This is a genomic window from Actinomadura violacea (assembly GCF_017573465.1).
GTDB classification, from domain to species: Bacteria; Actinomycetota; Actinomycetes; order Streptosporangiales; family Streptosporangiaceae; genus Spirillospora; species Spirillospora violacea.
In genome coordinates, this window is the sequence record NZ_JAGEPF010000018.1 from 77,772 (window position 1) to 94,763 (window position 16,992).

Annotated in this window: 20 protein-coding genes and 5 tRNA genes; 11 read left to right on the forward strand and 14 right to left on the reverse strand. The window is 70.9% G+C overall.

Translation table 11 applies throughout. The annotated features are described in order from the left end of the window. Window positions 1-259 precede the first annotated feature (259 nt). Window positions 260-883: a hypothetical protein gene (locus J4709_RS28535; RefSeq protein WP_208244898.1), complete on the forward strand. Its 624-nt coding sequence runs from the start codon at window positions 260-262 to the stop codon at window positions 881-883. Between the two features lie 237 nt (window positions 884-1,120). Here J4709_RS28535 and J4709_RS28540 read toward each other — a convergent pair whose 3' ends face one another. Together J4709_RS28540 and J4709_RS28545 are read right to left on the reverse strand one after the other, a co-directional pair. Then, entirely contained in the window at window positions 1,121-1,504 is a 384-nt protein-coding gene (locus J4709_RS28540) for a hypothetical protein (RefSeq protein WP_208244899.1), read from the reverse strand. A 42-nt stretch (window positions 1,505-1,546) separates the two neighbouring features. Then, window positions 1,547-2,470, reverse strand: coding sequence for a recombinase family protein (locus J4709_RS28545; RefSeq protein WP_208244900.1), 924 nt, complete (start codon window positions 2,468-2,470; stop codon window positions 1,547-1,549). 267 nt (window positions 2,471-2,737) lie between these two features. Between J4709_RS28545 and J4709_RS28550 the strand changes: the two genes are divergently transcribed. From J4709_RS28550 to J4709_RS55780, 3 genes are read left to right on the forward strand one after another with little or no spacing between them, the layout of a single operon-like run. Continuing rightward, window positions 2,738-3,718: a serine/threonine-protein kinase gene (locus J4709_RS28550; RefSeq protein WP_208244901.1), complete on the forward strand. Its 981-nt coding sequence runs from the start codon at window positions 2,738-2,740 to the stop codon at window positions 3,716-3,718. Further along, window positions 3,715-4,287 carry an AAA family ATPase gene (locus J4709_RS28555; RefSeq protein WP_208244902.1) on the forward strand — a complete coding sequence of 191 codons (573 nt, stop codon included), beginning with the start codon at window positions 3,715-3,717 and terminating at the stop codon, window positions 4,285-4,287. Before J4709_RS28550 ends, J4709_RS28555 begins: the two co-directional genes overlap by 4 nt. Before the next feature lie 14 nt (window positions 4,288-4,301). Then, entirely contained in the window at window positions 4,302-5,753 is a 1,452-nt protein-coding gene (locus tag J4709_RS55780) for an ASCH domain-containing protein (protein WP_307801628.1), read from the forward strand. 51 nt (window positions 5,754-5,804) lie between these two features. On the opposite strand, the gene J4709_RS28565 is transcribed toward J4709_RS55780, so the two are convergent. Genes J4709_RS28565 through J4709_RS28575 form a run of 3 tightly spaced genes read right to left on the reverse strand, consistent with a single transcriptional unit; the run spans window position 5,805 to window position 10,384 of the window. Next, entirely contained in the window at window positions 5,805-8,432 is a 2,628-nt protein-coding gene (locus J4709_RS28565) for a Tn3 family transposase (protein ID WP_269757452.1), read from the reverse strand. Beyond that, window positions 8,433-8,882, reverse strand: coding sequence for a DUF4158 domain-containing protein (locus J4709_RS28570; protein WP_208244904.1), 450 nt, complete (start codon window positions 8,880-8,882; stop codon window positions 8,433-8,435). Between the two features lie 53 nt (window positions 8,883-8,935). Beyond that, on the reverse strand, window positions 8,936-10,384 hold the full coding sequence (locus J4709_RS28575) for an NsdA family TPR-like regulatory protein (protein ID WP_504740145.1): 1,449 nt from the start codon (window positions 10,382-10,384) through the stop codon (window positions 8,936-8,938). 181 nt (window positions 10,385-10,565) lie between these two features. Between J4709_RS28575 and J4709_RS54960 the strand changes: the two genes are divergently transcribed. The 4 genes from J4709_RS54960 to J4709_RS28590 all read left to right on the forward strand — a co-directional run bounded on the left by J4709_RS54960 (window position 10,566) and on the right by J4709_RS28590 (window position 13,639). Then, window positions 10,566-10,691, forward strand: a complete 126-nt coding sequence (locus J4709_RS54960) for a hypothetical protein (RefSeq protein ID WP_269757441.1) — start codon at window positions 10,566-10,568, stop codon at window positions 10,689-10,691. A 157-nt stretch (window positions 10,692-10,848) separates the two neighbouring features. After that, window positions 10,849-12,345 carry an MBL fold metallo-hydrolase gene (locus tag J4709_RS28580; protein WP_208244906.1) on the forward strand — a complete coding sequence of 499 codons (1,497 nt, stop codon included), beginning with the start codon at window positions 10,849-10,851 and terminating at the stop codon, window positions 12,343-12,345. Next, window positions 12,342-13,211 (forward strand): hypothetical protein, encoded by an 870-nt coding sequence (locus J4709_RS28585; RefSeq protein ID WP_208244907.1) that lies wholly within the window; start codon window positions 12,342-12,344, stop codon window positions 13,209-13,211. The genes J4709_RS28580 and J4709_RS28585 overlap by 4 nt, the downstream gene beginning before the upstream one ends. A gap of 68 nt (window positions 13,212-13,279) precedes the next feature. After that, complete coding sequence (locus J4709_RS28590) at window positions 13,280-13,639, forward strand: VOC family protein (RefSeq protein ID WP_208244908.1); 360 nt, start codon at window positions 13,280-13,282, stop codon at window positions 13,637-13,639. On the opposite strand, the gene J4709_RS28595 is transcribed toward J4709_RS28590, so the two are convergent. Then, window positions 13,636-14,199, reverse strand: coding sequence for a hypothetical protein (locus J4709_RS28595; RefSeq protein ID WP_208244909.1), 564 nt, complete (start codon window positions 14,197-14,199; stop codon window positions 13,636-13,638). The genes J4709_RS28590 and J4709_RS28595 overlap by 4 nt on opposite strands. Window positions 14,200-14,250: 51 nt before the next feature. Continuing rightward, window positions 14,251-14,324, reverse strand: a tRNA-Arg gene (locus tag J4709_RS28600). Between the two features lie 41 nt (window positions 14,325-14,365). On the opposite strand from J4709_RS28600, the gene J4709_RS28605 reads away from it, so the two are divergent. Continuing rightward, the gene (locus J4709_RS28605; protein ID WP_208244910.1) at window positions 14,366-14,650 is read left to right on the forward strand and encodes a hypothetical protein; all 285 of its coding nucleotides are present in this window, start codon (window positions 14,366-14,368) and stop codon (window positions 14,648-14,650) included. On the opposite strand, the gene J4709_RS28610 is transcribed toward J4709_RS28605, so the two are convergent. From J4709_RS28610 to J4709_RS28630, 5 genes are all read right to left on the reverse strand, one after another. Continuing rightward, the gene (locus tag J4709_RS28610) at window positions 14,651-14,887 is read right to left on the reverse strand and encodes a hypothetical protein (protein WP_208244911.1); all 237 of its coding nucleotides are present in this window, start codon (window positions 14,885-14,887) and stop codon (window positions 14,651-14,653) included. 139 nt (window positions 14,888-15,026) lie between these two features. Further along, a tRNA-His gene (locus tag J4709_RS28615) sits at window positions 15,027-15,100 on the reverse strand. A 2-nt stretch (window positions 15,101-15,102) separates the two neighbouring features. Then, window positions 15,103-15,174: transfer RNA gene (locus J4709_RS28620), tRNA-Val, on the reverse strand. Beyond that, window positions 15,165-15,341 (reverse strand): hypothetical protein, encoded by a 177-nt coding sequence (locus J4709_RS28625; protein ID WP_208244912.1) that lies wholly within the window; start codon window positions 15,339-15,341, stop codon window positions 15,165-15,167. Before J4709_RS28625 ends, J4709_RS28620 begins: the two co-directional genes overlap by 10 nt. A gap of 27 nt (window positions 15,342-15,368) precedes the next feature. Further along, window positions 15,369-15,590, reverse strand: a complete 222-nt coding sequence (locus tag J4709_RS28630) for a hypothetical protein (protein WP_208244913.1) — start codon at window positions 15,588-15,590, stop codon at window positions 15,369-15,371. A 56-nt stretch (window positions 15,591-15,646) separates the two neighbouring features. Here J4709_RS28630 and J4709_RS28635 point away from each other — a divergent pair, with 56 nt between their 5' ends. Together J4709_RS28635 and J4709_RS28640 are read left to right on the forward strand one after the other, a co-directional pair. Continuing rightward, entirely contained in the window at window positions 15,647-16,168 is a 522-nt protein-coding gene (locus tag J4709_RS28635; RefSeq protein WP_208244914.1) for a YkgJ family cysteine cluster protein, read from the forward strand. Between the two features lie 31 nt (window positions 16,169-16,199). Beyond that, window positions 16,200-16,391, forward strand: a complete 192-nt coding sequence (locus tag J4709_RS28640; protein WP_208244915.1) for a hypothetical protein — start codon at window positions 16,200-16,202, stop codon at window positions 16,389-16,391. Window positions 16,392-16,733: 342 nt separating this feature from the next. On the opposite strand, the gene J4709_RS28645 is transcribed toward J4709_RS28640, so the two are convergent. Together J4709_RS28645 and J4709_RS28650 are read right to left on the reverse strand one after the other, a co-directional pair. Then, window positions 16,734-16,806, reverse strand: a tRNA-Ile gene (locus J4709_RS28645). Window positions 16,807-16,886: 80 nt separating this feature from the next. Then, window positions 16,887-16,959, reverse strand: a tRNA-Val gene (locus J4709_RS28650). Between the last annotated feature and the right edge of the window lie 33 nt (window positions 16,960-16,992).

Below are 16,992 nucleotides of genomic sequence, written 5' to 3' on the forward strand. Positions count from 1 at the left end.
TGTCCCGGAGGAGTCCAGTGTTCCAGCCGGGCTTCTCGCCTGCCGTCCAGAATCCCCTTGTGCACCCACCAGCCAGTCACTGCACCCGTTGTGCACACTCCCACACCGGGCCCTCAAGCGGTTTGGCTAGAGGGACGTGACGGCCCGCCTGCAGCGAGCGTCGAGCCCCGGATTGGCGAACGGAAGCGGCGCGATGGTTGGTGCCGGCTGGGAGCCCAAACGTATCCGGGTCGCCCAGCTATGACCTCAGGGAGCATCCATGGACCAGCGGATCGGCCCGGTCCCAACGCAATCCACCAGGAACTGCACTACAGGAGCAAACACCGGCCGCGGCGAGATCGAGCGCCTGGAGATCCTCGGAGAGAGCTCGACGGTGACCATCACTGTCTGGCCGCTAGAGCGTGGCATCGGGACCTCCTACCTTCGCAGGCTGTGGCGCGGCGAAGTAAGCCGCCACTTGGATGACGTGACCATGAGGGAGCTGGAGACGGTAGTCAGCGAGCTGGGCACCAACGCCATGGTCCACACCGATGGTGAGTGTGAGTTTCGGGTGGTCAGGAACGCGGGTGCCCCGGTGCTCTGCGAAGTCGCCGATGCCGGCAACGAGATCGAACTGATCGCTGGCCGTCTCGCCGAGGCCATCAGCTCCACCAGTACCGACAACCTGATCGTTGCGGACGGCGACGCTCACGATGGTGACGTCGTCGATCCCGAGGGGACCGTTGCGGGCCTCTCGGAGGGAGGACTCGGACTCGGGATCGTCGCAGCATTTACTCACGGCAAATGCGGCGTTCGTCCAACTCGCCTGCTCAGTAGCGGCCTCGTCGGCAAGAGCGTTTGGTTCGAACTCCCGGACGCATCGAATTCAGCGTCCAGGACATGACGTCGTAGTACTGCGATGCGCTGGTCCAGCGGGCGGCCGGGCGGTTTGGGCCGGCAGACCAGCGGGATTCGGGGCTTGAGCAGCAACCGAACGGAAAACGGCGTTAGCGAGCCGGCTCAGGCGGAGTTACCGCCGTTGGCCGTTCGGATGCGGGTGGCGTGGACCCTGTGGGCTTTCCGTTCGGCGGGGCTGGCGGTGTCGGCGGTCGGCCGGGTGCGGTGCGGGTGGCGTGGGAGGCTATTTCTTTCGGGGGATCGAGGGGTCTTCCAGCAGGTCCAGGTAGGAGTTCCACAGGTGTGCCAGGGAGGCTCCGATTCCGCCTTGGCGTTGGTGTTGGCGGAGGCGCTGGTCTCCGAGCTCGCCCTCGTGCTCGAACAGGCGGTTCAGGTGCAGGGTGGCGTCGGCGGCCGCCGCGGCCGAGTCGGGGAGCACGGTGTAGATGATCAGCGCTTTCATCGCGGTGAGGACGACCTCGGCCTTGGCCATCATGGGGTCGCCTTCGGCGAACAGGAGGGTTTCCCACAGCTCGTTGATCTCGTCGTATCGCTGGGCGGGGGACCCGATGAGCGCGTCCAGTTCATCGGCATCGAGGTTGGTGAACCGCTCGCCTGCAGTGCTCATGGGCACGTCCTCATGGTGGGGGGCTGATGGGTGGTGTGCTGGTCAGCGGCCTGGTGGTGGCTGTTGTTCGGCGGTTTGGAGGCGCGTGGCGTACACCCGGTGGGCCTTGCGTTCGGCCGGCGCGGCGCCCTCGGCGGCCAGGGCGGCGCTCTGGTGCAGCGCGGCGAGGTGGAGGGTCAGCGGGGCGGTGAGGCGGACCGAGTGGCCTTGGCCGCGGCGGATGGTCCGCCCGGCCGCGATCGCCTGGCGGATGGTGTCGTCGCCGGCGGCGTGGAGGTGGTCGGCGAGTAGGCCGGGCAGGTCGAGCGTGACCGGGGCGTCGGCAACGGGGCCGGGCGGTTCGGCGGGCTCGGGGGCGTCGAGGTGTTCGGGGAGTTGGCGGGCGCCGGCGGCGTCCAGGACGCGCCGGATGGTCTTGGGCGCGACGTGGTGCCGGCGGGCCAGGGCCTTGACGGCGGTCCCCTGGGAGTAGGCGGTGACGACGTCGGCGGCCGCGGCGTCATCGAGGGCGGTCGGGCGGCCGAGGGTCTTGCCGGAGGCCTCGGCGGCGGCGACGCCCTGGCGGGTGTTCTCGCTGATCATGTCGCGCTGGAACTCCAGCACCGAGGCCAGCACGTTGACCATCATCTTGGTGCCGGGGTCGTCGGCGGCCAGGTCGATCCCCGACAGCAGCCCCGACTCCACCCGCAGGTGCAGGCCGCGGCGGATGAGGACGGGCCGCAGGGCGAGGATGTCGGCGACCGAGCGGAACAGGCGGGCAGCATCGGCGATGCGGATGGTGTCGCCGACGGCGGCCTCGTGCAGCAGCTTGGTGAACCCGGCACGGTCCAGGGAGAGCCGGCGGCTGGAGGTGGCGGGGTCGTCGTAGACGGGGGCGCCGGAGGCCAGGAGCGCGGCCAGGGCGTGCCGCTGGCGGGCATCGGTCTGCTTGTCGGTGGAGTGCCGCAGGTAGACGCGGTCGGCCATGCCCGATCGGTTTCCCTTCCCGCGGTGGCCCGGGAGGTCGTCCGGCGGGCTCTGGCGGCCATGTTAGGGGGCGAAAAGGAGGGGCGGAAGCGGGGATCGGATCTGATTGGATCGGCTCGGGGTTTCGGCAGGTCGGGCGCGGGGTTCTCATTGGATCGGCGGCGGGGGCGCAGACGACCGATTCCGCCCCCGCCACCGATTAGCCTCTGGGTAATCGGTGGGCATGGAAGTGGGTATTTTCTGGGCACGCCGTGAGAGACTGGGGTCATGGCCCCTTCCGAGACGTCCGTCCGTGATCAGGAGAGCCCGCTGCTGGAGTTGGCCGAGGAGATGCGGGCGCTGGTGCGGTACGGGCTGCCGGTCCGCGCCGACCGGGCGGGCCCGCATCTGCTGGCCCTGCCCGCCGTCCGCGCCCGGGCCGTGGACCCCGCAGACCGCGCCAGCCTCGCCCGCGCACTGGAGTTGGCGCTGCGCGAAGAGCTGGACCGGCTGAACCACGAGCTCGCGCCCGCGGCCCGGCTGCTGCTGGGCACCGATCCGGCGACCGCGGGCGCGAGGCTGACCGTGCGCCGCCAGGCGGCGGCCCAGGCCAGCGGGTACGAGGTGCACCACTTCCGCAAGCGGATCGAACCGAAGATCTGGGACCTGCTCACCGGGCAGCTCGGCCGCGCCGGCGACGCGTCGGTTCTGGTCGCGCCCGTCCTGCATCCCGCCCGCCGGCCGCTGGTGCTTCCCGCCGATGTGTTCGCCTGGGAGGCCGTCGAGCATCAGCAGGCGCTGGCGGCCCTGTGGGGCGCGGTGTACCTGCTGCGCGCCGAACTCCTCGCGGTCGCCGCGCTGGTCAGCATGGACGCCGACCGGCTCGCGCTCGATGCGGCGGCCGAGAGGGCGCTGTGGCGGCACGCGCTGGTCCTGCACGCCGCCGCCTCCTACCGGGCCGCCTACGGCCAGGTCCTCCTGCACACTGCCGCCGACTACGGCCAGGTCCTCCTGCACACTGCCGCCGACCCCGGCCCGGCCCCCGGACCCGACGAGATCGCCGCGTCGGCCGGCTGGACCCCGGAGCTGACGCCCGCCCAGGAGCTGCTCCTGGCCGAGCTCGCCGACCCCGAGGCGGGCCTGCCCGGCTTCGCCACCGCCCTGACCGCCGCCCGCGGCGGCCGCGAGCTCGCCAAGTCCTGGCGGGCGGCGCTCACCGGCCGTACCCCCGAGGGGACCGGCCCCGACCAGGAAGAAGAAGGCTCATGAGTCTGGAACAGCTTCTCGACCCGTCCACCCCGCCCCGCCGCTACGTCATCACCGGCGGCCCGTCCTCGGGCAAGGAGGGCGTGTTCGCCGAGCTGCACGCCCGGGGCATCCCGGCCAGTGAGGGCGAGTTCGCGCGGGAGATCTACCGCAGGCACCGCGACCGGCTCGGCCGCCACCTGCAGGTCGGCGACCGCCGCGCCTACTCCCGCGACGTCCTGGAGGCGTTCGTCGCCGAGTACTGCGACCACACCTTCGGGCTGCGGTTCTACAACCGGGGCATCCCCGACGGGTACGGGTGGGACGCCTTCTTCGGCCTCGGCCCCTACCCCGAACTCGAGGAGGCCTCCCGCGTCTACCGCTACGACGCGGTGTTCGTCCTGGACGCGCTGCACGACTTCGACTCCGAGGACGACCTGGTGTGGGCCAAGGAACGCGAGATCCGCCGCGTCCACGAGCTGATCATCCAGGGCTACTACGACGCCGGCTACCGGCCCATCTTCGTCCCGGCCGACGAGGCCGCCCGCCGGGTGGAGTTCATCCTCGCCCAGCTCCCCATCCCCACCCTCTGACCGGGAGGCATCCCGTGAACGGCGACAGCGTGGAGATCATCAGCCCCAACAACGTACTGGCCAACGCGATGCTCCGCTCGGTGGACATGGTCCGGCCCCGCCTGCAGGCGATGGGCCCCGACCGGGTCGCGTTCTGCGTCGGCACCCAGATCAACGGCGCCCCGCACCTGGGCACCTCGCTGGTGCAGACGGCGGCGTTCCTGCTGGCCAAGCAGACCAAACGCGCGTTCGGCGTCGACACCGTGGTCCGGTTCGGCGCCCTGGACAACGCCCCCTACGACGTGCAGCTCGACCCCGAGACCCACCACGCCTACCAGCAGACCTACTTCCACGCGCTCGGCGCTGAACGGATCGAGGACCTGGTCGCCAAGTACTACCGGAGCATGTTCGACTCCCTGGCCGACGCCACCGGCGTCGACTACGAGGTCGAGACCTACACCAGCCAGCAGGCCAGCCCGGAGTTCCGGCACGAGTTCCTGGCCACCCTGGGGCGGCTCGACCAGATCCGCTGGCCGCTGGCCCCCTCCCACGGGCAGGTCCACCTGCGGTTCCCCTGCCCGCAGTGCGGGTGGGCGGAGAAACGCGCCGAGCGCACCGAGCTGCTGCGCACCGGGTCCGGCGGCGCGGACTTCGCCGCGGTGTGCACCGACCACGGGCCCTACGAGGTGGCGGTCACCGCCGACACCACCACCTACCTGGACCTGGCCACCCTGTACCGCAACCTGGTCAAGGAACGCCTGGCCGCCCGCGACCACGTCACCTTGTCGGTGATGGTCAAGGGCGGCGACTGGGCGTTCGGCTGCCAGCTCGTCGACGAGGCCTTCGCCCAGCTCCCCAGCCTGACCCCGCCGCCCCGGGTCTTCACTCCGATGGTGCTCACCGACACCGGCGCGAAACTGTCGAAATCGCTGATCCGCGAGGGTAAGGTCGCCCCGCCGCCCGGCGCGCGCCCGTGGATGCTGGACGTCACCGCGTGGGAGGGCGACACCGACTCCTACGTCGACGCCCTCGTCTGGCTGGTCGGCAGGATGCTCGCCGACCCCAAGCACTTCTACCGCTCCTACACCACTGCCGAACTGGACAAGCTCATGGCCGCACGCCCGACCGCCACCACACCGGGCCTGCGGGCCCGCGAGATGAACCTCTACCGCCGCTACTTCGACCTCGTCGCCGCAGGAACGAAAACGATCGAGGTCCGGGTGCAGTACCCCAACCTGCGGCGCCTGGCCGCCGGCGACTACATCCGCTTCGTCTGCGGACGCGACGACGCCCTCACCCGCGTCAAGCGCGTCGCCCGGTACGGCTCCTTCGAGGAACTCCTGGACACCGAGGGCCCGGACAAGGTCAACCCGGCCAGCCCCCGCGACCAGCAACTCGCCAACATCCGCCGCATCTACGGCCCCGAGAAGGAGGCCCTGGGGGTGCTGGCCATCGAGATCGAGCTCGTGACCGGCCCCACGACCTGATCCGTCCGGCCACCTGACCTGCCGCGATGCGGTCCCGGCGCCCGCCAGGTGTCACAGCTCGTCGTCGTCCTCGGCGGCGTCGGGGTCGCGCAGGTCACGGATCGCGCCGGGCGCCAGCTCGGGCAGCACGAAACTGTAGGCGCCGTGGACACCCAGGTGCCGGTTCACGAACGGCGAGAGCCGGGCCATGTCCTCGTCACGGACCGGGTAGCCCTGCGCCTTGAGCTGCCGGACGGCCGCGTCGAGGTAGACGGTGGTCCACAGCACGACGCAGTTCAAGACCAGCCCGAGGACGCCGAGCTGGTTCTCCAGGCCCCGCTCATAGCGGTGGTACAGCTCGCCCTTCTTGCCGTGGCAGATCTTGCGGGCCAGGGCGTGCCGGCCCTCCTGCAGGTTGCGGACGTGCTTGATGTCGCGCCGGTAGGTCTCGTCGGTGTCGATGTAGGCCAGGATGTGCAGCGACTTGAAGATCCGGCCGTAGGCGGCGAAGGCCTCGCCGAGCGCCGTGGGGTGACCGTCGCGCTGCAGCATGGTGACCACGTCGTAGGCGCGGACGGTGCCGGTGTAGATCGAGGCGACCACCCGCAGCATGTCCTCCCAGTTCCGCCGCACCTTCCGCAGGTCGATCTTGCCGCGGGCGAAGGTGTTCAGCGGCCCGTAGTCGGCGTCGGCGTTGATCCGCCAGCCCTTCTGATCGGGCAGGTCGGCCAGCGCGGGCCGGTAGGAGATGCCCAGCAGTTCCAGCAGCCCGAAGACCACGTCGGAGTAGGAGCCGGTGTCGGTGACCACGATCTCGGGCAGTTCCCCGCCGTCCAGGCCGAAGATGACGTCGACCATGTGCAGGGAGTCGCGGATCGTCCCGGACACGACCTTCGCGCCCCGCCCGATCCCTTGATCGTTCATGGCGTTCAGCCAGGTCATACCGCGCCGCGATCCGAAGAACTTGCGGTTGGGGCGGGCGAACGCGGCCGGGACCGGGACGATGAACCGCATCCCGTCGACCGCGGCGACCATCCCGCCGCCCCACGCCCGCGCCAGCCCGAGCCTGGCCTGACGGGCGACCAGCGGAAGGTTGGCCGGGGCGAGAGTCTCGGGCCGGAAGTAGTTCTGGAACACGTGCGACAGCCGTGAGCGCTCCAGCGCGGGCACACCCTGCTTGGCGATCGGCCGGTACCCGACGTTCATCGAATGCGCGGCCAGGCACGCCGCGATCGAGATCGGCAGGTCCTCCAGCCGGGACCGGCCGCCCGACACCGCGGTGAACGCCTCCGCCACCGCCGGCTCCCACGACATCACCTCCAAGATGACCTCGGGCAGATCGACCCGCGGCAGCATCGCCGTGGTCCGGTCGCGCAGGTCCACCAGCGACGGCGGCTCCTCCACCGCCTTCACCCCGGTGAGGTGGATCTTCCCGGCATCGTCCACCCGCACCTCGGTGTTGGCCGCCAGGCCGCCGCCGACGTGCCGGTAGGCCGCCTCCAGCGTCACGGCGTGCTCGGCCAGCAGCGCGTCCGGATCCTCGGGCAGGCCCAGGGTGGTCAGCACATCTGGCCGGACCGCCTCCCACGCCGGGCCGGCCAGCAGCGAGGCCTGCGGGTTGCGCCACTTGGTCGAGGCGTCGGCGTAGATCTCCCGGCGCTTCAGGGCCCGGTAGAACTGCTCCAGCACGCAGAAGGTGTAGGCGTGCCGGTTCACCGCGCCGCCCTCATGCTCGGGGTGACCGAACACCAGCCGCTTCCACGGCCCGTTCACCACGCCATGCTCGATCGTCCGCGCCGGGATCAGCGGGGCGGTCAGCCGGCTGCGGTAGGCCAGCACGTCCGGCAGCCCCTTCATCGCCGCGAGGATCGCAGAACCCTCGGCGTTCGCGCCGAACTCGATCACCCTGGGCAGCAGCTTCAAGAACCCCGACACCGTGGTGTACCGGCCGACCAGCTCAGACCGCCAGTCGTCGGGGTCGGCCGCATCAGCGGGCGGGACGCTGTCGCTGACCACCACCAGCGCCGCCCGCAGCTCCGCACGGGACACGATCGCCTCGATCGCCTCCCACACCTCCGCCACCCGCGGCTCCTCGTCTTCGCCGCCCCACCCGTCGGAGTCGAACAGCGCCTCCACCGCGACCGCCAGCCGGGCCGCGGATCTGGCGAGCTTGGGGTGCTTGCGGACCGTCTCCTTGTTCGCCGCCGTCTGCGCCTTGTTCAACAGCTCGGTGGCCATCAGCAGGTCCAGCAACTCCAAGGTGTCATCGACCGACTTGGCCTCCAGGAACCGCACCGTGGCCAGCAGCGTCGCCAGCCGGCGGCCGTCAGGGTGACGACGAAGCTGGGACGCGTCCGCGCTCATCCCGTACCTGGCCAGCTCCGCCAACCGGCGCGGCGGCACCAGCGCCTCGGCGCCGAGCTCGGCCGTACCCAGCCCCATCACCTCAGCGACCTGGTCCAACGCCTTGATCATCGTCGGCCCCGACCCGCGCGGCGCCGGACCCTTGCGCCACCGTTCCAGATCCGACACCCGCGACCCGGGCGCCACCTCCAACAGCTGATCCAGCACGTACCGCTGCCCCACCGTCAGCAGGCCCTCCAGCACACCCCACAGCCGCTTGGTGGTGTCGTCGCGGACCTGGGCCACCAGCCGCGCCAGCGTGCTCACCCCCGGAAGCAGCACCTGCCGCTCCCGCAGCTACCCCGCCGCGTCGTTGAAGATCGCCTTCGGACCATCACCCGTCGTCCACGACCGGGCCGCCACCCACGCCCGCAGCTCCGCCTCAGCCGCCGATAACTCGATCAGCCCGTACGCCTGCCGGATCTCCCACTGGTGATCCAGCTTCGTCTTGGCCCGCTCGGTATACCTCTTCACCTGCGAGGAGTCCGCCACCACGAGCTGCTCGGCGACGAAGTCCAGCACCGCCACCGGCACATCAAGGGGATCCTCCAGAAACGTCCCCAGCCACCGGACGGTCACCAGCTGCAGGCTGAACCCGAGCTTCATGTGATCGCCGCGACGACGCTCCACCAAGGCGCGGTCCTCGTCATCGAGGAAGAACACCCGCTCCAGATCACCCTGCGACACGGTCCCCGCGTACCGGCCGAAGGCCGCCGCCTCATCATCCGTCAGGAACTCAACCGGCATACGCCGCAACGTAGGGCACACCCACACACGAACGACACAGAGTCACTCAACCGTTACAAGATTCGCCCGCTGGTCCGCTCCACCCGCATCCGAACGGCCAACGGCGGTAACTCCGCCCGAGCCGACTCGCTAACGCCGTTTTCCGTTCGGTTGCTGCTCAAGCCCCGCAACCCCGCCAGCATCTTGTCGGCCTTGCGGACCTGCGTGTTGCCCCGGTACGGCTGCCAGGCGGCGCGGATCTGCGTCACCAGCAGATCGATCCGGCCTGAGGAGACCACTTTCAGATCCGAGGCGATGCCCAGCAAGGTGTACGCGGCCTCGTCGGGCTGCCGCCGCCGCACCTGGATATGGGCGAGCCGCGCCCCGATGAGCGCGCGGCTGCGGCGCTCCCCGGGTTCCCGCGCCCGCACCGACGCCGCGAAATGCTGCTCCGCGCTTTTCAGGTCGCCGAGCTGCGCCAGCGTCAACCCCATCTGATGCTGATACGAGGAGGGCTGGTAGTTGCCCGGCCACCTCTCGCTCTGCGACTCCGCTTTCTCCAGGTACGACTCCGCCTCACGCAGCAGCGTGAACGCGCGGTTCCGGTCTCTGTCGGCCGCCGCGAGCGTCTCGGCGCGCATCCCCGTTATCCACGCCCGGGTCCGCAACGGCGCCCCGCCGCTGATGCCCTCGGCGGCGGCCTCGGCCAGGTCGTGGGCCTGCCGGTCGTGGCCCAGCTCCACCGCCTGCACGGCCAGGCCGCGCAGCGCGCACGCGCGCATCAACGGGTCGCCGGCCTCGTCGGCGAGCCGGGCCGCCTGCACGTAGTACTGCTGCGCGGTGCCCGCCCGTGAGGCGTCGGCCGCCATCCACGCCGCCAGATACGCAAGCTCGGCCGCGGCGACGAACAGCTCTGGTCTGGCTTTGCCGGTGGTGCCGCGCAGCAGCGGCGTCACCTCATGGGTGATGTACGCGGCGACGGCGACGCGGCCGTGGCCGCCGCCGTACAGGTCGTCGAGCCGCCCGAACTGCTTGGTGGTCTCTCGGATGCGGGCAATGTCGGAGGCCCCGGCCCGGCGGTCCTCGCCGGGCCGGCTGGCCATGCGACGCAGCCGGTCGGGCATCGTCGCGGCAGCCAGGGAGTACAGGCCGGCCGTGAGGGTCGTACGGCGGTCAAGCATGTCTTCTCGTCCAATGCGCGTCAGCAAGGCGACGGGGTCCCCGCGCCACGGGTCTTCGGGGGCGGCGGGGACGTTCGGGGGCCAGCCGAGGTCCGCAGGCGCCAGACCGGGACGGTCGAGCAACCTCGCGAACGCTTCGACCGCGTACGCCATCGTCGCCGGGAGTGGGATCGCGCCGTTCAGCCATTTCCCCAGGGTCTGGGCGGCGCACCGCAACATCGTGCCGTCCTCGGCCGCCACCGCGTTGATAGTCGCGGCGATTGATGCATAGCCGCAGCCGGTGCCCTTAATCGCGGCCTCCAGCTCCGGATTAGCTACGGCGCAAGTCCGCGGCCGAGACATCGTCCTCACCCTCTCCCCGTGTCACCCCCAAGCTTCGCGCTGTGACCAGGCTGAAGCAATACGAAGTGAAACATGGAAATGGAAGCGACGCCGTGTCCTCTTCCAGACGCGCTCAAGCAAGGCTTTCCTTATGGGCGCGAGGGCCCCGCCAGAGGGGTTCCACTCATCATCTGGAGGACAGATGAGCGTCACGACCAGCACCACCAAGGCCCCGTCCGCCGCCGCCGTGAAGGCGCTCCAGGACCGGGTGGCGGCGTTCGCCGGCACCGGCGCGACCGCCGTCGCCCCCACCTCCTACCACCGGTAGCAGCCCCCCGGGAGGTGGGGCGGCAAGGCCACCCCGTCCCACCCCCGAGACCTACCACCGGTAGGAACCCCCCGGCGGGGTGGAGCCAACCCCCTTGGCTCCGCCCCGCCACCCCTTGGTCGTCCCTCCCTCATCCTTCAGCCGCAAAGGAACCCCCATGCCCTCCGACCTGGAGTTGACGTTCCTGGGCCACCAGACCTGGCACATCGCCACCGGCAACGCCACGGTGCTGCTGGACCCCATCCTCAAGCCGGCGTTCGGCGCGGGCACCCTCGACTTCCGCATCTGGCCGCCCCGCCAGGTCGACACCGACGCGATGCCCGCCCCCGCCGCGGTCGTCCTGTCGCACGAGCATCTCGACCACCTGCACCTGCCGTCGCTGGACCTGCTGGACCGCACCGTGCCCGTCTACACCGGCCACACCGTGCCCCACGTCGTCTCCGACGCCATCGAGCATCTCGGGTTCGAGGTGCGGCGCGTCGACCACTCCAAGCCCATCCGCATCGGCGACCTGGAGATCACGCTGTACCCGGCCGGGGCCCGCACCATGTTCTGGGAGAACCGGGTCGTGCAGCCGCTCGTGCGTTCCTACGGCGGCCGGGAGGTGTTCATCGGCGTCGACGCCGACGTGTCCGACCTGTACCTGGAGGACATCGCCGCGCAGCGCCGCCCCGTCCCCTACATGGCCGTGGTGTCCAACAACTCGCAGACGGTGCCCTACGGGGCACTGGGCGCCGACACGAACCTGCTGCCGGGCATCGACGGGCCCCGCAAGCGCCGCACCGGCATCGAGGTGCTGCACAGCCTGTTGATCGACTACCTCAAGCCGCTGGACGGCGTCGCCGAGGTGGCGCTGTGCGGCAACGGGTTCACCGCGCCCCGCTCGCCGCACGGCCCGTTCCTGTACGCCGACCACCGCAAGCTTGCCGAGCAGGCCAACGCGCTTCAGCATCTGTTCCGGGTGCACGGGCCCCGCCCCGGTGACCGCATCACCATCCCCGCCGGCGACGCCCCCGCCGCCTGCTCTCGCGTGCCGTGGGTGACGATCGACGAGCAGACCGAGGCCGCCAAGCTCGCCGAGCTGGAGGCGTTCGTTGCCGCGCCGGTCGCGGTGGAGCCGACGCCCATCACCGGGCCGCTGTCGGGTGAGCAGTGGGGCCAGGCCCGCTCCCGCGTCGCCAAGGAACTGCAGCGGCTGGCCACCGACCTGATCTCCACCCGCACGGGCGCGCTGGCCATCGGCATCCACGACTACCTGTCGGGGCCGCTCGGCTCCGAACGGCTGGTGCTGCGGCTGCTGGACCCGCCCGGCAAACGCGGCTCCGTGGAGTCCTACGCCTGGGACGTGTCCCGCCCCTCGTTCGAGCGCGTCACCTCCACCAGCCGCGACGAGGCGATGACCCGCTACCCGTTCGGCATCGAGATCTACTACCAGGACTACGTCGCGGTGCTGGAAGGCCACGCGCAGATCTGGGACGTCGTCGGCGGCTCCTACCAGGGGTGGAACATCGGCGACCCGCTCGACTCCCCGGTGTACGCGCTGTTCGCCGTGTACGGCGAGCACCAGCGGCCCGACCTGGCCGCCCGCGTCTACGACGAGACCGTCAAGCAGATGCGCCTGCAGGCGTCCGGCGCGGTCAAGGCCGGCCGGTGAAGCCGCCACCCGCCGGGCCGCTGGACGGTGCGGCGAGGGCCCGGCCCGGCGGGTGGCTCCCAAACCCGCTCACCACCTGCCCCGAGGACGCCATCGCCGAGGCGCACATCCTGCTGCGCCACTTCTACCCCGGCCACTACGGAACGCTGAGATGTCTGGCGGCCCGGTACCGCAGCCACGTGTTCACCGTCGACACGCCGCCGCGGCTGGTGTTCAAACGGCACGCAGCCGAAGGCGCGTACCTGGGGGAGGTTCTGGCCTACCAGCTCCTTGAGCACGCGGAAGTGTTGCCCCGCCTGGTCGCGTTCGACGACGAGTCGCGGACGCTGCTGGTCCCCTACATCCGCGGCACGGTCGACCTGTCCCACGGGTCGATGTTCGACGAGCTGGTCCGCGTCGTCGCGCGGGTGCACACCGCGCCCGCGTTTTGGCACGACGACGTCGCCGGCACCGCCGCGCAGTGGCGCATGGACGTCATGCTGGACGGGCCGCCGCCGGAGTGGGTGCCGCAGCCCGACGACTGGCGGTGGCTGCTGCGGCTCGTCCAGGACGCGCACGGTGAGGCGCACGTCCCCATCGGGAATCTCGACCTGAAAGCCGAGCACGTGCGGCGCCGCATCGACGGGCGGCTGGTCATCGTCGACGGCGAGACGCTGCGGCCCGACCTGACGGGCATCCCCGACCTGGTCACGCTGGCGTTCATGGCGGCCGACGTCTCCGGCTACAAGCCGCGGCGGATCCGGGACGTGTATGTGCAGGAGACGCGGGCGCTGGGCGCAGACTGGACGGACTCCAGCCTGGTCGCGGCGCTGAACGCGTTCGCCGTCGCGACGGGCCTGAAATCGTTGCACGGCGCGGCTGACTGACTCCGCGCCCGGCGGGCCCGGGACGCGTGTTAGCGTGCGCTCCCGTCCCGTTGAGAGGCCCGTACGGCATGTTCCAGCGCGTTAGCACCGTCATGTACTTCGCGACCGACCCCGAGAAGGCCGCCCGCTGGTGGGCGGACGCTCTCGGGGTCGGGTCCGTTCACACCGACGTCGACGGAGATTCGGTGTACGCCTGGTTCAGCGTCGCCGGCATCGAGCACGGCTTCCACCAGGCCGACGACGAACGCAACCCGCGCGGCGCCAGCCCCGTCGTGTACTGGCAGGTCGACGACCTGGACGCCGTCCGCAAGCATCTCCTCGATGCCGGGGCCGTCCACCACCGGGGCCCGCTGACGGTCGAGCCGGGCCGCCGCATCTGCCAGCTCACCGACCCGTTCGGCGCCGTCGTCGGCCTCGAAGGCCCCTAGCGGGCGGGCGGTTCCTGCACGCCCAGCAGCGTGCGGATCTGCGCGGCGGCCGTCTCCGCCGCCTCCAACGCCGCCAGCAGCGGCTTCCCCGACGTCGCCGAGTACGCGACGCCGTCCATCTCTACAGCCGGGTTGTCGTGCGCGTCCCGCCACGTGTGCACCATCGTCGCGGCGGCGCGCAGCAGCTCGACGATCGGCGGCGCCGGGGTCGACTCCACGTGGCCGCGCCCGATCTCCTGGATCGTCAGCGCCGCCCATTGCAGCCGCCACTCGGTGAGGTTCAGCGTGATGACGGGGTCGCCGGCCGCGACTTCTTGCTCCGCCGACGACACCAGCATGTGGACCTCGTCCAACGACAGCGGGTCGGCGTTGTAGTTCTGCGACATGGAGTAGGCGTTGGACCACGCCACCAGGACGCCCAGCAGCGCGGTCACCTGCCGCTCCGGGGTCATCTGCTCCAGGCCGATGGAGTTGGCGTCGACGGGCACCTGCAGCAGCCGCAGCGCTTCGCGCAGCTCGTCGGCGGTGGGGAGGCCGTCACGCACCTGTGGGGAGGACATGCGGGGGAGCGTAGCCGCCGCCGCGGACACTCCACAGTGGAAGACACCCAGCCGGCCCGGCCGGACTCGAACCGGCGACTTCGCGGTTAGGAACCGCGTGCTCTGTCCTGCTGAGCTACGAGCCGTTACGCAACCCGCCACACAATGGGCGACTAGGCTGCCCGCCATGGCAACGTCCACCGAAATCCTGGTCGCCGCGCTCACCGACGCCGGCGACCCGAAACTTGCACCGCTGATCGAGCGGGCGAAGACCGGCTACTACAACGACTTCCAGTCCCCGCTCGTCTCGCCCATCATGGAGCTGGTAAAAGACCTGCGGAAGGCAGGCCACCACGACCTGGCGCGCCGCGCGATCGACGGCGAGTTCGACGGGACGAAAGAAGAGTCGGACGCCTGGGCGGCGTCCCCCGAGGGGCAGGAAGTGTTCCGGTCTCTGCTGCGCGGAAACTGATCAGCGGCGCAGTCCGCCGCGTGCAGCCCCCCGGTGAGTGCCGGGGGCTTTGCTGTGCGCCCCGGGCTCGCGCACCGGCCACGCCAGCATGACGCCGAACAGTGCCATCACCATCGCGCCGCCGCCGTACGGGCCCACGCCCGTCCGCCAGTACAACAGGCCGAGCACCACCGCCGACGCCAACGCGATCGCGCCCGACAGTTCGGCGCGCCACGGCGCCCGCCTCCACCCCCGCATACCGGGGACCGTATCGGCTGACCGGCCGTAACGTCGCAGCGTGACCGGACCGGTACGGGGTCGTGGAACGCTTCCCCCGCCGCCGCGATGGTGGCGGCGTTGCCGGGGCCGTCTCGCCCGTACCGGCACGGCCGTTGAGGGTGACCGGAGGGACTCGAACCCTCTCATCCCAGGTTCACAGCCTGGGCCCTCGTCCACTTCGGGATCGGCCACAGTGCCCGGTGGAGGACTCGAACCTCCGGCCAACGCCGCGTGAAGGCGCTGCTCTGCCGCTGAGCTAACCGGGCTCAAGCCGCGCGAACGCGGCCCCGCGCCGCCGGAAGTAGTCGGCGACGCGTCGTTCATCTCGCCCGATGGCCCATCGGGCGATCGGCGGGGCGTCCACCACCACACCGTCGCGGACCACCAGCCCGAAGGTGGCGTGCCGCAGCGAGACCCAGACCCACTGCTCCACCGCCCGCTCCTCTTCGCAGGCCGGCGGCTACGCGTCGCCGGGGACCCCGATGCCGACCGCCTGGCCGGGGCCGATCACGTCGACCCACAGCTGGTCGCGGCCGGGCGTGAACTCGACCGGGCCGTCGTCCATGCCGACGGCGATGAACGACTTCGGGTCGTCGGGCTCGGGCTCGAACTTGATCTCGACCACGGTGCCGTCGTGCCGGGTGATGGTTCCCCGCCGGGGCCGCACTTCCTCATCGCTCATCAAAGCATCTTCCATTGTGGGGCGGGTTAAGGCGAGCACTGTCTACGTTCGCGACCATGAGCAGGGCAGACGACGTCGACGCCGAGCTGGAGACCTTGTACGCGCAGGTCCCCGGAATCAACTGCAAGGGGTTGTGCACCGACTCGTGCGGCCCCATCGAGGCCGGGCTCCGCGAGCGGGCCCGCATCGCCCGCGCGGGCGTCCGGCTTCCGCCGCACGAGGACGCGGTCCGGGAGGCGGGCTCCACCATCGAGGACTACGAGTGCCCCGCGCTGGTCGACGGGGCGTGCAGCGTGTACGACGTGCGGCCCATGATCTGCCGCCTGTGGGGCGCCTCAGAGATGCTGGTGTGCCCGTACGGGTGCCGCCCTGAGCCCGGCACCAAACGGCTTAGCCACGCGCAGGGGATGGCGCTGCTCGACGCCGCCCGCAAGGCAGGGACCATCGAGCAGCCGATCCCGCTGGCTGAATGGGAGCGCCGGTTCGCCGACCCGAAGGTGTTCCGCCGCTTCCGGGCGTTCGTGCCGCAGACGGAGGCGGTCAAGCCCATCCCGCCGAAGAAGCGCCGGCGACGCTGAGGCGCCCCAGGCCGCGAGGCACGATGTCTCGGTGACGCCCCACGCCACCATGCGCCCGATCTTGATCCGGCCGGACCGCACCACCGTCCGGCCGGGCGAGGCTTCCAACGCGATGTGCCGGTCGACCTCGGCCGTGTACAGGGCGCGGTTGGCGCTGCGCGCGCCGAACAGCAGGAACGGCGCGCGCTGGTCGCGCTCCACGAACGACCAGAAGCCGCAGTAGCCGGCGGGGTGGAACCCGAAATGCTCGTGCAGGGGAGCGGGGCGGCCCGGACACGCGGGCTGCCCGCATGCGGCGTCGTACCAGACGCCCGGCTCGTACTGCTGCCCGAACGGCACCAGGGAGGACGGCAGCCCCGTCCTCCAGTCGACCGTCAGAACCTTGTAGACCTTCATCGAGCCTCCTCCCATGGGGCTGAACCCGGGGACCGGCGTGGCCAAGGGCGGACCTTGCAACCGATGCCCCCGCACCGCGTAGCAGTAGGGCCGGGCGCCCGGCCCCGGCGCGGGGACGCGCTACCGGCCGTTGCGTAGCGACGTCGAGCATTCACCCCCGGGTTCAGCGTCGCTCGGGCGGGACTCGAACCCGCGTCCTCCCGTTTATAAGGCGGGTGCGCTGCCAACTGTGCCACCGAGCGGAGAAAAGGAAACAGCGGGCATCCCAGATAAAAGGGACACCCGCTGTCGGGCCCGGGACGTGAGCCCCGGGCGGGGTTAATGGCGGGAGCAGGATTTGAACCTGCGACCTCCGAGGTGTAGCCCCGGCGGGCTACCGAACTGCCCCATCCCGCTTTGTTCAGCGTAAGACGCGGCCCGTTCGCCGG

Excerpts from the sequence above, each read along its gene's own strand:
- J4709_RS28575 (WP_504740145.1), bottom strand. The coding sequence starts at position 10,384 with ATGTCTCGGCCGCGGACTTGCGCCGTAGCTAATCCGGAGCTGGAGGCC.
- J4709_RS28630 (WP_208244913.1), bottom strand. The coding sequence starts at position 15,590 with ATGAGCGATGAGGAAGTGCGGCCCCGGCGGGGAACCATCACCCGGCAC.
- J4709_RS54960 (WP_269757441.1), top strand. The coding sequence starts at position 10,566 with ATGAGCGTCACGACCAGCACCACCAAGGCCCCGTCCGCCGCCGCCGTG.
- J4709_RS28605 (WP_208244910.1), top strand. The coding sequence starts at position 14,366 with ATGGCAACGTCCACCGAAATCCTGGTCGCCGCGCTCACCGACGCCGGC.
- J4709_RS28540 (WP_208244899.1), bottom strand. The coding sequence starts at position 1,504 with ATGAGCACTGCAGGCGAGCGGTTCACCAACCTCGATGCCGATGAACTG.
- J4709_RS28610 (WP_208244911.1), bottom strand. The coding sequence starts at position 14,887 with ATGCGGGGGTGGAGGCGGGCGCCGTGGCGCGCCGAACTGTCGGGCGCG.
- J4709_RS28545 (WP_208244900.1), bottom strand. The coding sequence starts at position 2,470 with ATGGCCGACCGCGTCTACCTGCGGCACTCCACCGACAAGCAGACCGAT.
- J4709_RS28555 (WP_208244902.1), top strand. The coding sequence starts at position 3,715 with ATGAGTCTGGAACAGCTTCTCGACCCGTCCACCCCGCCCCGCCGCTAC.
- J4709_RS28550 (WP_208244901.1), top strand. The coding sequence starts at position 2,738 with ATGGCCCCTTCCGAGACGTCCGTCCGTGATCAGGAGAGCCCGCTGCTG.
- J4709_RS28580 (WP_208244906.1), top strand. The coding sequence starts at position 10,849 with ATGCCCTCCGACCTGGAGTTGACGTTCCTGGGCCACCAGACCTGGCAC.
- J4709_RS28570 (WP_208244904.1), bottom strand. The coding sequence starts at position 8,882 with ATGCCGGTTGAGTTCCTGACGGATGATGAGGCGGCGGCCTTCGGCCGG.
- J4709_RS28590 (WP_208244908.1), top strand. The coding sequence starts at position 13,280 with ATGTTCCAGCGCGTTAGCACCGTCATGTACTTCGCGACCGACCCCGAG.
- J4709_RS28535 (WP_208244898.1), top strand. The coding sequence starts at position 260 with ATGGACCAGCGGATCGGCCCGGTCCCAACGCAATCCACCAGGAACTGC.
- J4709_RS28635 (WP_208244914.1), top strand. The coding sequence starts at position 15,647 with ATGAGCAGGGCAGACGACGTCGACGCCGAGCTGGAGACCTTGTACGCG.
- J4709_RS28595 (WP_208244909.1), bottom strand. The coding sequence starts at position 14,199 with ATGTCCTCCCCACAGGTGCGTGACGGCCTCCCCACCGCCGACGAGCTG.